General features: G+C 65.2%; 10 protein-coding genes. All 10 read right to left on the bottom strand.

The window, feature by feature from the left end:
* Positions 1-118: 118 nt before the first annotated feature.
* The 10 genes from recN to murG all read right to left on the bottom strand — a co-directional run bounded on the left by recN (position 119) and on the right by murG (position 12860).
* On the bottom strand, positions 119-1792 hold the full coding sequence (gene recN, locus RFN30_RS14290; RefSeq protein ID WP_320262727.1) for a DNA repair protein RecN: 1674 nt from the start codon (positions 1790-1792) through the stop codon (positions 119-121).
* A 10-nt stretch (positions 1793-1802) separates the two neighbouring features.
* On the bottom strand, positions 1803-2672 hold the full coding sequence (locus RFN30_RS14285) for an outer membrane protein assembly factor BamD (protein WP_320262726.1): 870 nt from the start codon (positions 2670-2672) through the stop codon (positions 1803-1805).
* 202 nt (positions 2673-2874) lie between these two features.
* On the bottom strand, positions 2875-3822 hold the full coding sequence (lpxC, locus tag RFN30_RS14280; RefSeq protein ID WP_320262725.1) for a UDP-3-O-acyl-N-acetylglucosamine deacetylase: 948 nt from the start codon (positions 3820-3822) through the stop codon (positions 2875-2877).
* Between the two features lie 354 nt (positions 3823-4176).
* Positions 4177-5832: a cell division protein FtsZ gene (gene ftsZ / locus RFN30_RS14275; protein ID WP_320262724.1), complete on the bottom strand. Its 1656-nt coding sequence runs from the start codon at positions 5830-5832 to the stop codon at positions 4177-4179.
* Positions 5833-5899: 67 nt separating this feature from the next.
* Positions 5900-7207, bottom strand: a complete 1308-nt coding sequence (gene ftsA, locus RFN30_RS14270; protein WP_320262723.1) for a cell division protein FtsA — start codon at positions 7205-7207, stop codon at positions 5900-5902.
* Entirely contained in the window at positions 7204-8145 is a 942-nt protein-coding gene (locus RFN30_RS14265) for a cell division protein FtsQ/DivIB (protein WP_320262722.1), read from the bottom strand. Before RFN30_RS14265 ends, ftsA begins: the two co-directional genes overlap by 4 nt.
* Positions 8133-9059: a D-alanine--D-alanine ligase gene (locus RFN30_RS14260; RefSeq protein WP_320262721.1), complete on the bottom strand. Its 927-nt coding sequence runs from the start codon at positions 9057-9059 to the stop codon at positions 8133-8135. Before RFN30_RS14260 ends, RFN30_RS14265 begins: the two co-directional genes overlap by 13 nt.
* A gap of 311 nt (positions 9060-9370) precedes the next feature.
* Positions 9371-10336, bottom strand: a complete 966-nt coding sequence (murB, locus tag RFN30_RS14255) for a UDP-N-acetylmuramate dehydrogenase (RefSeq protein WP_320262720.1) — start codon at positions 10334-10336, stop codon at positions 9371-9373.
* Complete coding sequence (gene murC, locus RFN30_RS14250; RefSeq protein ID WP_320262719.1) at positions 10333-11739, bottom strand: UDP-N-acetylmuramate--L-alanine ligase; 1407 nt, start codon at positions 11737-11739, stop codon at positions 10333-10335. The genes murB and murC overlap by 4 nt, the downstream gene beginning before the upstream one ends.
* Positions 11736-12860, bottom strand: coding sequence for an undecaprenyldiphospho-muramoylpentapeptide beta-N-acetylglucosaminyltransferase (gene murG / locus RFN30_RS14245; protein ID WP_320262718.1), 1125 nt, complete (start codon positions 12858-12860; stop codon positions 11736-11738). Before murG ends, murC begins: the two co-directional genes overlap by 4 nt.

The following is a 12860-nucleotide window of genomic DNA, read 5'->3' as shown; positions in this document are numbered from 1 at the left end:
GGCGGGCCACTATAAATCAGGATTCGCCGGCAGGGAGTCGACTTGCACAAAAATCATTCCCGGACAGCAGGATGCAGTCATCTGCTGACTCAGCTTTCGAGCGGGAGAAATCCGGCTTCTACGCCGCCGTGATGTTCTCGCGCAGCAGCCGCTCCGCCGCGGCGCGTGCCTCATCGGTGATGGTGGCGCCGGCCAGCATGCGCGCGATCTCTTCCTGGCGCGCCGCGCGGTCCATCTCGGCAATGCCTGTGGCGACGCGGTCCTTGCCGCCGGATTTCGAGATCAGGAAATGCGTGGCCGCGCGGGCGGCTACCTGCGGCGCGTGGGTGACCGAAAGCACCTGTACCCGCTTCGAGAGCCGCGCCAGCCGCTGGCCGATGGCGTCGGCCACCGCGCCGCCGACGCCGGTGTCGATCTCGTCGAAGACAAGGGTCGGCGCCGAGCCGCGATCGGCAAGCGCCACCTTCAGGGCCAGCAGGAAGCGCGACAGCTCACCGCCCGACGCAACCTTCATCATCGGCCCCGGCCGTGTGCCCGGATTGGTGCGCACCCAGAATTCGACCTGATCGATGCCTTCTTCCATGCGGCTTTCGCCATCGCTCACCATCTCGACGATGAACTCGGCCCGTTCGAGCTTCAGCGCCGGCAATTCGGCCATCACCGCCTTGGTCAAGCCGGCTGCCGCTGCGTGGCGCAGCGAAGAGAGCTGCGCCGCGGAAATGTCGTAAGCCTCGCGCGCGGCGGCGGCTTGTTTCTGCAGCCCGTGCAGCCGCTCCTCGCCGGCATCGAGATCGGCAAGGTCGGCCGCCATCGTGTCGCGCAGCTGCGCCAGGTCGTCGACCGCGACATTGTGCTTGCGCGAGGCCGCGCGCAGCGAGAACAGCCGCTCCTCCGCCTTTTCGAGGCGTTGTGGATCGTATTCGGTGGCGCGAAGCGCCGTCTCGACGCCGGACTGCGCTGCGTCGAGCGAGATCATCGCCTCGTCGAGCGACTTCACCACGTCGTCGAGCAGGCCAGGCACCTCACCCGCCTTGCGCTGCAGCCGCCTGAGCAGGCTGGCGAGTTGCGGCAAGGGCGAGGACGGCCCCGACAGCACATCCTGCGCATCGTGGATCTCGGACGCGATCTTTTCGGCGCGCATCATCTGGGCGCGCAATTCGGCCAGCTCGGTCTCCTCGCCTGGTTGCGGATCGAGCTTCGCGAGCTCGGCGACGGAGGCCCTGAGATAATCGGCCTCGCGCGCCGCCGCCTCGACCTTGGCGCGGTGCCGCGAAAGCTCCTGCTCGCAGTTCCGCCAATAGCGCCACGCCTCGCCCGTGCCGCGCATGGCGCCGAGATGGCCGCCGAAACTGTCCAGCAATTCGCGATGCGCGCCGGGATCGACGAGCGCGCGCTCGTCATGCTGGCCGTGAATCTCGACCAGCGCGCGGCCGACGTCGCGCATCAGGGTGACGCTGGATGGCTGGTCGTTGACGAAGACGCGCGTGCGGCCATCGGCCGTCTGCACACGGCGCAGGATGATGTCGCCGTCATCCTCTATGTCGTTGTCGGCGAGCAGTGCACGGGCCGGATGGTTGCGCGGCACGTCGAACACGGCGATGACCTGACCCTGGGCCACGCCATGGCGGACAAGCGAAGCATCGCCGCGCGCGCCAAGCGCCAGCGACAGAGCATCGAGCAGGATGGATTTGCCGGCGCCGGTCTCGCCGGTCAGCACGGAGAGCCCGGGCAGGAAGTCGATGTCCAGCTTCTCGATCAGGACGATATCGCGGATCGACAGTCTGGACAGCATCAGAGAAGCTTCAGGCGCCGGTGATCAGCTTCCCGGCCTTGGAGATCCACGACCCGGCATTTTCACGCGGCTGAAGCCCGTTGCTCTGCAGGAGCTTGTAGGAATCCTTGTACCACTGGCTGTCCGGATAGTTGTTGCCGAGCACCGCCGCGGCCGTTTGCGCTTCCGAGGTCAGGCCCAGCGCATAATAGGCTTCGGTCAGGCGCGCGAGCGCTTCCTCGACATGGCGCGTGTTGGAATAAGTCTCGATCACGGTGCGGAAGCGCTTGACGGCGGCGATATATTCGCGGCGTTCGAGATAGTAGCGGCCGATCTGCATCTCCTTGCCGGCGAGCTGGTCGGTGGCAAAGCGGATCTTGTCCTTGGCGTCGTCGACATATTCGGAGGTCGGCCAGCGTGTCACCAGGTCCTGCATGGTCTGCACGGTCTGGCGTGCCTCCTTCTGATCCTGGGTGACGTCCTTGATCTGCCGGTAGTAGCTCAAGCCGATGATGTACTGCGCATAGGCGGCATCGTCGGTCGACGGATAGAGCGTCAGGTAACGCTTGGCGGAACCGATCGCCTCGTCGTAGTTGCCGGCGCGATAGTCGGCGAAGGCGCCCATCACCATCGATTTGCGGGCGAATTCCGAATAGGGATGCTGGCGGTCGACGGCGTCGAACTTCTTGCTCGCCTCATCGAGGCGGCCGGCATTCAGGTTGGCGAGGCCCTGGTTGTAGAGAACGTCGGCCGGCTCGGTCTGGTCGACATAGGTCGCCAGATTGACGTCCTTTTCGGACGACATGCAGGCCGACAACACCAGCGACGGGGCAATCAACGAAAACGCCAGGAAAACAGCCCGATGCGGCGCCTTCGATTGACCAACTCGCGAAAAAAACATGTTTGAATTCCGCCCTTTCGGCGTCGTTTCGGTCCGGGCCGCAGCCATAAACCATTATCCCCTTGCCCGGCAACGCTATGTCCGGCCAATCGCACATTTTTGTGGCGGCCTGGCGCGGCGCCCCAGGCTGCGCAATTTCACCGGCCCGTGATGCAATTGTGCAACACAAGCTCCCGGTACAAAGCCAGAAAACGGTTAAAAATCAGATCACCCAGGGCGCGTAGACCGGTCCGCTGACGGCGATCATCTCGGCGACGCGGCCGCGCTCGCGGCGCCTCGTCTCGACGATCTCGAAGGCCGTGCGGTCGGACAGCAGCCGGCGCAGCGCCGCCGCGTTCATCCGGTGGCCGCCACGATAGGAGCGGAAGCAGCCGATGAAGCGCGCGCCGGCAAGCGCCAGGTCGCCCATGGCGTCGAGCGTCTTGTGGCGGGCGAACTCGTTGGGATAGCGCAGTCCGCCGACATTGATGACGCGGTTGTCGTCGCCGATGACCAGCGAGTTCTCCAGCGACGAGCCGAGCGCGTAGCCGGCGGCCCACAGCCGCTCGACATCCTTCATGAAGCCGAAGGTGCGCGCCCGCGCGATGTCGCGGCGGAAGATGTCGGGGTTGATGTCGGAGGCAAAGAGCTGGCGGCCGATGGCCGGGCTCTCGAAATCGATCTCCACCTCGAATCGCGTGCCGTCATAGGGGCGGAACTCCGCCCAGGATGCGCCGGCTTCGATACGAACCGGCTTGACCACCCGAATATAGCGGCGCTTGACCAAAAGCGTCTCGATGCCCGCCTGGTCGAAAGCCTCGACAAAGGCCATGGCGCTGCCGTCGAGAATGGGAACTTCCGGACCGTCGATTTCGATGATGAGGTTGTCGATGCCGAGCCCGAACACCGTCGCCATGAGGTGCTCGACGGTTCCGATATGCTCGCCAGCCGGATCGCCGAGCATGGTGCAAAGATCGGTCGCGCCAACCTCGGAGACCAGCGCGCGAAACTCGCGCCCCTCGCCGCCATTCGAAAGGTGGAACACGATGCCGGTATCGGCGTCGGCGGGCAGGAAATGAACGGTGACGGGCTTGCCGCTGTGGACGCCCGTGCCGGTCAACGTCACGCGCGCTTTAACTGTCGTCTGATAGTCGTGCAAGACAAACCCCATAAGCCCCAGCTGCCAGCGTCCGCTTTGTCGGCCTCTGAGCATTTTCAACCAGATGGGTCATCCGGCATCCGCGCAATGCGGCAAACGAACAGGGCATGCGGCTCTGATGTGATCGGCAGGCAGGGCAACTCCCCGAATCCCGGCAAACCGACTTAAGTCGGACGCGAAGATAATGGCCCGTCTGGGAGACTCCAAATCACGGTTTCTTACCCTCTGTAACCGCTATCCTGAACGAGGAAACGTCCGTAACCCTTTGTTCTATAAGCCATTTTTAACACAAACAGGCAGACGATCTCTCGTCTGCCTGTTAACAACCGTTATATATCGTTAACGATCAGCGGCCTGCTGTATCGATCAGTTGGCCTGGCGGCGCAGGAACGCCGGAATCTCCAGCTGGTCGTCTTCCTGCACCGTGCGGCTCTGCGGCGTCAGGCGCCCCTGGTCGTCGAGCTGGCCGCGGCGCGGTGCGTAGAGCTGCGGATCCTGGCTGGCGAGGCGGCGCATTTCCGGTGCCGCCTGGCGCAGTTTCGGCTCGCGCGGCTGCGCCGGCTGCAGTCGGGCCGGCTCTTCCTCGCGGCGGGTCAGGCCGTTCGTCAGCCGCTTGATCAGCCCCATCGGCCCGCTGTTCTCATGGTCGGCGGGACGGCTCTTGGCTTCAACTTCCGCCCTCACCACCGGCGGAAAGTCCTCAACACGCGGCATGCGCTGCGGCGCCGCCGCCATCGGCTGCGGCATCTCGCGCTGCGGCGCGGGCTGCATGGCCTGCTGCGGCACCACCGGCTGCGGACGCGGCTGGGCCGGCGGAGCCTGGAAGATCTTGCTCTGCGGCTGGAAGTCGTCCACCGGCACCGGGCGCGGCTGCGCCATCGCGGCGGCGTTCGCCTCGGCAAGCTGGATGGCTTCCGCGACCGGATCGACGGCGCGCGGCTCGTAAGCCTGCTGCTGAACCGGTGCGGGGCGGCTTTCCTGAGCAGGCGCCGCGGGACGGGCGACTGGCTTCTGCGGCGCGCGGATCGAGATCGGCGCCGCGGCGATTTCGGCCGCCGACTTGTCGATGCCGGTGGCGACAACCGAGACCCGGATCACGCCTTCCAGTTCCTCGTCGAAGGTGGCGCCCAGGATGATGTTGGCGTCCTGGTCGACCTCCTCGCGGATGCGGGTCGCGGCCTCGTCGACCTCGAACAGGGTGAGGTCGCGGCCGCCGGTGATCGAGATCAGCAGGCCCTTGGCGCCCTTCATCGAGGTTTCGTCGAGCAACGGATTGGCGATCGCGGCTTCCGCGGCGGCCATCGCCCGGCCCTCGCCTGAAGCCTCGCCCGTGCCCATCATAGCCTTGCCCATCTCGCGCATCACCGAGCGGACGTCGGCGAAGTCGAGATTGATCAGGCCTTCCTTGACCATCAGGTCGGTGATGCAGGCGACGCCCGAATAGAGCACCTGGTCGGCCATGGCGAAGGCATCGGCGAAGGTGGTCTTGTCATTGGCCAGCCGGAACAGGTTCTGGTTGGGGATGACGATGAGCGTATCGACGCATTTCTGCAGTTCCTCGATGCCCATGTCGGCCGTCTTCATGCGCCGCTGGCCTTCGAAATGGAACGGCTTGGTGACGACGCCGACGGTGAGGATGCCCTTTTCGCGGGCGGCGCGGGCAACGACCGGCGCTGCGCCCGTGCCGGTGCCGCCGCCCATGCCGGCGGTGACGAAGCACATATGCGTGTTGGACAGATGATCGATGATCTCGTCGATGCATTCTTCCGCGGCAGCGCGGCCGACTTCCGGCTGCGAGCCGGCGCCGAGCCCCTCGGTGACATGCGCGCCGAGCTGGATCAGCCGTTCCGACTTCGACATCGTCAGCGCCTGCGCGTCGGTGTTGGCCACCACGAATTCGACGCCGCGCAAGCCGGCGGTGATCATGTTGTTGACCGCGTTGCCGCCGCCGCCGCCGACACCGAACACGGTGATGCGTGGCTTCAGCTCGGTGATGTCCGGCTTTTGCAGATTGATGGTCATTGTCTCCGTCCTTTGCCTTTCCCGCCGCTTCGCCGCTGCGGCCGCCTATGGGGCTGTCCCCGTCAAATTAAAAACTGTCTCTCAACCACTGACTCATGCGATGCAGTTTTCCGCCCGTTCCGGTCATTCTGAAACCGGAAAGTCCTTTCGCCGAATGGCTCTCGAAGCTCGCCATCTGCGGATAGATCAGAAGCCCGACCGGGGTCGAGAACGCCGGTCCCTTGGCCGCTTCCGGCAGGCCCGCCACGCCGAGCGGCCGGCCGATGCGCACATTGCGTCCGAGGATGCGCCGCGCCGCTTCCGGCAGGCCGGCCAGTTGGCTGGCGCCGCCGGTGAGAACGACGCGCTTGCCGACCGCGTTGCCGTAGCCCGACTTGTTCAGCCGGTCGCGCAGAAGCTCCAGCGTCTCGTCGATGCGCGCGCGGATGATGCGCGTCATCACCGAGCGTGGGATCTGCAGCGGCAGTTCGCCCTCCTCGCCGATCGGCTGGATGGAGACCAGGTCGCGGTCGTCCGCGCTTCCCGGCAGCGCGGAGCCGTGCATCACCTTCAGCCGCTCGGCAGCGTCCAGCGAGGTCGACAGGCCCTTGGCCATGTCGAGCGTCACATGGTTGCCGCCGATGGCGATGGCATCGCCATGCACGAACTTGCCTTCCGAGAACACCGAGATCGTCGTGGTGCCGCCGCCCATGTCGATGCAGGCGGCACCCATTTCGAGCTCGTCGTCGACCAGCGCCGCGAGGCCGCTGGCATAGGGCGTCGCCACCATGCGCTCGACCGACAGATGCGAGCGGTTGATGCAGAGCTCCAGATTGCGCATCGGTGCGGCGTCGCCGGTCAGCACATGCATGTCGACGCCGAGCGCGTCGCCGACCATGCCGCGCGGGTCGCGCACACCGCGTTCGGCATCGAGCGAGAAGCCGACAGGAAGCGAATGCACCACCTCCCGCTCGGCCCGCAATGCCTGCTTGGCGCCGGCAGCGAGCACGCGCTTGATGTCGGCTTCCTCGACCTGGTGGCCGCCGAGATTGATGGTTGCCGAGAAGGCCTCGCTCTTCAGCCGGCCGGCCGTCATGTTGACGATGAGGGAATCGACGGTGAGCCCGGCCATGCGCTCGGCCGCGTCGACGGCGAGACGAATGGCATGCTCGGCGCGGTCGAGGTCGACGACGACGCCCGACTTCACGCCCTGCGACTTCTGATGGCCGATACCGATCACCTGGATGCGATGCGAGCGCCCGCGCAGGAGCTTGCCGTCCTCGCGCGGCTTCAGCTTCGCCACCACGCAGCAAACCTTGCTCGAGCCGACGTCGAGGACCGTCAGCGTGCCCGACCGCCGTGCAGAAGCATCACCGCTGCCGCCAAGCCAGCTCATATCTTCGTCTCCGGCTTGCGCTTCGTCAGGCTCTTCGGCTTTTCGCTGAGCGCGGCCTCGCGCTGCGTCGCCGCCTCCGGCGAGAGTTCCACCACCAGCCGATCGGAGAGCCGCATGTCGACGGCGGCGATGTCGCGCGTCAAAAGCCCGTTGTCATGGTCGAGCTTGACGAGGTTGGCGATCGCCTGATCCTCGTCGTCCTCCGGCAGCTTGATCGTGATGCCGTTCTCAAGCTTGAGGTCCCAGCGCCGCTCGCCGACACGGATATAGCCTTTGACCCGCGCCGCCAGCTCGGGATAGCGCTTGACCTTCTCCAGGAAGTCCGGCGCCTTGGCCGGCGCGCCCGTGCCGATGATCAGCGGCAGCAGAGCCTCTTTGCCGCCCGAGAACGGCGCGATCACCTCGCCCGACCGCTCGATCACCGAAAGCGAGCTGCCCTGCTGCCAGAGCGCGAAAGGTTCGCGCTCCTCGACGCGCACTTCCAGCGTATGCGGATAGATCTTGCGCACCGCCGCCACCTCGACCCAGGGCAACGTCGCGATGCGCTCGCGCGCGGCCTCGGCGTCGAAGCCGATCAGCGATGTCCAGCCATCGAGGCCGAGCCGGTCCAGTATGTCGATTTCCGAGGTCTGGCGGTTGCCGACAACCTTGATCTGATCGACGGCAAAACCGGTCCGCGCCGTCACGCCCTGCACGATGCTGTCGGAATAGCCGCCAAGATAGGCGCCATAAGCTCCGGCCGAAGCCAACAAGGCAGCGGAGAGGATCGCGGCCGAAAAGCGCGGCGGCTCATACTCGCCACCAAAGAGCCGGGCAAGCAAGCGCACCGGCCGGCGAAGCTGACGCGGCAAAACGAAATGGTCAAACGACAGCGGCACGCAGAACAGCGCAGGCCCAGCCCCGTCGCCCTTGCCCTGTCCCCACCTCAACGCAGACACGAAGCGTCCTCCACCATCCAACTCAACAGATCGCCGAACGAATGCCCCGCTTGCGCGGCGATTTCTGGCACCAGAGACGTCGGCGTCATGCCCGGCTGGGTGTTGATCTCGAGCCAGACAACCTCGCCGTTTTCGGAGTGACGGTCGTCGTAACGGAAGTCCGACCGGGAAACGCCCCGGCAACCGATGGCAAGATGAGCCTTGAGGGCCAGTGTCTGTATTTTTTGGTAAATATTCGGTGAAATTTTTGCAGGGGTTTCGTGTTTTGATCCGCCGGGGACGTACTTTGAATCGTAGTCATAGAAGGAATGGCCGGTCGGGATGATCTCGCAGACCCCGAGCGCCACGTCGCCCATTACAGCGCAAGTCAATTCGCGCCCATGGATGTAACGCTCGACCATGACGATCTCGCCATACTTCCACTCTGACGAGCCGATCACCTGCGGCGGATGCGACTGCCCCTCATGCACGATGACGACGCCGAAGCTCGAACCTTCGTTGACCGGCTTCACCACATAAGGCGGCTTCATCGGATGCTTGTTCTGGACGGCGAAGCGGTTGACCACCTTCGATTCCGCGACCGGAATGCCGGACGCCTTGGCAACCTTCTTGGCCTGCTCCTTGTTCATGGCCAGCGCCGAAGCGAGCACACCCGAATGGGTGTAGGGAATTCCGAGATATTCGAGAATTCCCTGGATGGTGCCATCCTCGCCGAACGGGCCGTGCAGCGCGTTGAAGGCGACATCGGGCTTGAACTCGGCAAGCACAGACCCGACATCGCGCGAAACATCGACGCGGGTGACCTGATAGCCTTCATTCTCGAGCGCATCCGCACACGCCTTCCCCGAGGACAGAGACACGGGCCGCTCCGAGGAGAATCCACCCAGGAGAACAGCCACATGCTTCTTCTTCATCCCGTCATTCCCTCTCACGCCGGGTCTGCAACCGATATTTCCGCACGCAACATTCCCGCATAGTGAGTCCGAGTCTTCCGGCAGGTTGCCCCCCAGACGGAAAACGCGGGTAACGCGTCAAACGACTCAAATCAGGAAACGCTTTAGGGCAGAGAATCAGAGAGTTGATTCCCTGGCAAGTGCCTATGATTCCGAGGGATTCACTTTCCGCGAAAACGGGCGAGAAAAGTGTGTTGTTGAGTCTTTATGGCAACGATCGGCGGCCATTGCCTGTCACGGAAGTTCACGTACTACTTGAACTTCACGGCGAGCTAAAGGAGCTGCCCCAGGAATTCCTGGACCGCGTGACCCGGCCGGAAGTTGCCCAGCCGCTTGATCTCCCAATGCAGGCGGATGCCCGAATTCTCCAGCACCCGCGCCCGCACCGTCTCGCCGAGATATTCGAGATCGTAACCGGTCGCCGTGCCGGTGTTGATCATGAAGTTGCAGTGCATGGGAGACATCTGCGCGCCGCCGATCAACAGCCCGCGGCAGCCGGCCTTGTCGATCTCTTTCCAGGCAGAAGTGCCTTCCGGATTCTTGAAGGTCGAGCCGCCGGTCTTCTCGCGGATCGGCTGCACCGTTTCGCGATGGTTCTGCACGGCGTCCATCGCCGCCTTGATCGCCGCCCTGTCTTCCGGAACGCCCTCGAAGACGGCAGAGGTGAAAATCAATCCGCCAGGCGCCGACGAATGGCGATAGGCATAGCCCATATCGGCATTGCTGAGCGTATGGACATTGCCCGTGCGGTCGAGTGCCCGCACCTCGACCACGCGCTCGCGCGTCTCGGCGCCATTGGCGCCCGCATTCATCCTCAGCGCCCCGCCGACGGCGCCCGGAATGCCGTGATAGAAGTGGAAGCCGCCGATACCGGCTTCATACGCGACGGCCGCCAGGCGCTTGTCCGGTGTCGCGGCGCCGGCCTTGATCGTGGTCGCTCCGGTGACTTCGGCCTCGCCAAAGCCTTTGGCCGATAGCCTCACCACGAAACCGAAGATGCCGCCGTCGCGCACCAGAAGGTTCGAGCCGACGCCGACGACCGTGATCGGGATTTCCTCCGGCACCGCGCGCAGGAAGGCCGCGAGGTCCTCCTCGTCGGCCGGCTGGAACAGCGCCTCCGCCAGGCCGCCGGCGCGGAACCAGGTGATCTTGTCCATCTCGGCATTGGGTGTGACGCGGCCGCGCAAGCCGGCGAGCTTGTCGCCGAGTTTATCGATCAGGTCCTGGCCGCGCATCATGAGGGGGCTCCACCGAGTTCCTTGGGCAATGCGTAGGCCCATTGCGTGATGTTGCCGGCGCCCAGGAACACGACGAAGTCGCCGGGCTTGGCAAGCTCGCGAATGGCCGGCGCGACCGCCGCCGGACCTTCGATATAGCGCGCGTCGCGGTGGCCGCCAGCGCGGATGCGCGACACCAGCGCGTCCGAGGTCACGCCCTCGATAGGCTCCTCGCCGGCCGGATAGACCGGCGCCACCAACACCGTGTCGGCATCGTTGAAGCAGACCGAGAACTCTTCGAACAGATCGTGCAGCCGGGTGAAGCGGTGCGGCTGCGCGATCGCGATGACGCGGCCCTTGGTGGCACCGCGCGCCGCTTTAAGCACCGCCGCGATCTCGACCGGATGGTGCCCGTAATCGTCGAAAACCTCGACCCCGTTCCACGAGCCGGTGTGGGTGAAGCGCCGCTTGACGCCGGCGAAGGACGACAGGCCTTTCTTGATCGCCTCGGCGGACAGACCGAGCTCATGCGCGACCGCGATCGCCGCCGTCGCGTTGGAGACGTTGTGGCGGCCGGGCATCGGCAGCCGCAGGCCGGCGATCGTCGTTGTACCCCGCCCCTTACGATCGCGGATCACCACGTCGAACTCCGACACGGCTCCGTCCATGCGATGGTTGGTGAAGCGCACGTCGGCCTGCGCGTTCTCGCCATAGGTGATGACGCGCCGGTCCTCGATGCGGCCGACCAGCGCCTGCACCTCAGGATGATCGGTGCACATCACGCCGAAGCCGTAGAACGGCACGTTCTCGACGAACTGGCGGAACGCCTCGCGCACTTTGTCGAAGCTGCCGTAGTGGTCGAGGTGCTCGGGGTCGATGTTGGTGACGACCGCGATGTCGGCCGGCAGCTTGAGGAAGGTGCCGTCGCTCTCGTCGGCCTCGACCACCATCCACTCGCCGTCGCCCATGCGGGCATTGGTGCCGTAGGCATTGATGATGCCGCCATTGATGACGGTCGGGTCGAGCCCGCCGGCCTCGAGCAGCGTCGCGACCATAGATGTGGTCGTCGTCTTGCCATGCGTGCCGCCGATGGCGACCGACTGGCGGAAACGCATCAATTCGGCGAGCATCTCGGCGCGGCGCACGACCGGCAGCAGCTTTTCGCGCGCGGCCTTGAGTTCCGGATTGGACTTCTTGATGGCGGTCGACACCACGACCACCTCGGCGTCGCCGATGTTCTCGGCCTTGTGGCCGACGAAACATTCGATGCCTTTGTCGCGCAGCCGCTGCACATTGGCACCGTCCGCCTGATCGGAGCCCTGCACCTTGTAGCCGAGATTGTGCAACACCTCGGCGATGCCGCTCATGCCGATGCCGCCGATGCCGATGAAATGCACGAGGCCGATCGTCTGCGGCATCTTCATGCGCGCGTCCTCCTGTAGTCCAAAACCGTTTTGCCGGACGCAATAGCCTCTGTCAGGTCGGCGAGCAACCGCGCCGCGTCCGGTTTTCCGGCCGAACGGGCAGCCGCGGCCATAGCGGTCGGCCGGCCGGGATCCTCCATCAGCCCGCCGACCAGCGCGGCAATCCGCTCGGCCGACAGCGTCGATTGCTGGTGGACCTCGGCCCCACCGGCGGCGGCAAGTGCCTCGGCATTCGCTGCCTGGTCATGATCGAGCGCATGCGGATAAGGCACCAGCAGCGCCGGACGGCCGATGACGGCGATCTCGGATACCGTGGAGGCGCCGGAGCGCGACATCACCAGATGCGCCGCCGCCATGCGCGCCGCCATGTCGGTGAAGAAGGGCGAGACCTGCGCGTCGACGCCGAGATTGGCATAGACGGCCTTCACGCGCGCCACGTCTTCGGCGCGCGCTTGCTGGGTGACTATCAGCCGCTTGCGCTGCGCTTCGCTCAGAAGCGCGATCGCCGCCGGCACGGCATCGGAAAAGAACTGCGCACCCTGGCTGCCGCCGAACACCAGGAAGCGGAACGGCTCGCCGTTGTTGGATGCTGTGTAAGGGGTCTTCGCCGCTACGAGGATCTGCGGCCTGACCGGATTGCCGGTGGTCACCGTCTTGGCGCCTTCGGCACTTGCGCCTTCCGGCAGGAAGCCGCCGGCGATCGCGTCAACGCGGCCCGACAGCGCCTTGTTGGCGCGGCCCATGACGGCGTTCTGCTCATGGATCAGCGTCGGCACCTTGCGGCGGGTCGCCGCGTAGAGCGGCGGCAGCGTCGGATAGCCGCCGAAGCCGACAACGGCCTCGGGCTTGATCCTGGCGATCACCCGCCCCGCTTGCCGCACGCCTTGCCAGATCGTCCAGAAGGCCGAGAGCATGGCAATCGGATTCTTCGAGCCTAGTGTCGCCGACGGGATCGAGTGGACTTCGACAGCGGGAAACTGGCGCGAATAGCGCTCGGCGCGGTGATCGGTGGCAAGATGCACCTTCCAGCCGCGCTCGTTCAGCTCATGCGCAAGCGCCTCGGCCGGGAACAGATGTCCGCCGGTTCCGCCGGCCGCAAGCAGGATGACACCCTTCGACAT

This window comes from Mesorhizobium dulcispinae (genome assembly GCF_033977345.1).
Classification (GTDB): domain Bacteria; phylum Pseudomonadota; class Alphaproteobacteria; order Rhizobiales; family Rhizobiaceae; genus Mesorhizobium; species Mesorhizobium dulcispinae.
Note: the sequence above shows the minus strand (reverse complement) of the source record. Positions and strands in the feature narration are given on the sequence as shown.

Bases quoted from the DNA above. Each gene is read 5' to 3' on its own strand.
- ftsA (WP_320262723.1), bottom strand. From the start codon at position 7,207: ATGAGCTGGCTTGGCGGCAGCGGTGATGCTTCTGCACGGCGGTCGGGC.
- lpxC (WP_320262725.1), bottom strand. From the start codon at position 3,822: ATGGGGTTTGTCTTGCACGACTATCAGACGACAGTTAAAGCGCGCGTG.
- recN (WP_320262727.1), bottom strand. From the start codon at position 1,792: ATGCTGTCCAGACTGTCGATCCGCGATATCGTCCTGATCGAGAAGCTG.
- murG (WP_320262718.1), bottom strand. From the start codon at position 12,860: ATGTCGAAGGGTGTCATCCTGCTTGCGGCCGGCGGAACCGGCGGACAT.
- RFN30_RS14260 (WP_320262721.1), bottom strand. From the start codon at position 9,059: ATGAAGAAGAAGCATGTGGCTGTTCTCCTGGGTGGATTCTCCTCGGAG.
- RFN30_RS14285 (WP_320262726.1), bottom strand. From the start codon at position 2,672: ATGTTTTTTTCGCGAGTTGGTCAATCGAAGGCGCCGCATCGGGCTGTT.
- murB (WP_320262720.1), bottom strand. From the start codon at position 10,336: ATGATGCGCGGCCAGGACCTGATCGATAAACTCGGCGACAAGCTCGCC.
- murC (WP_320262719.1), bottom strand. From the start codon at position 11,739: ATGAAGATGCCGCAGACGATCGGCCTCGTGCATTTCATCGGCATCGGC.
- ftsZ (WP_320262724.1), bottom strand. From the start codon at position 5,832: ATGACCATCAATCTGCAAAAGCCGGACATCACCGAGCTGAAGCCACGC.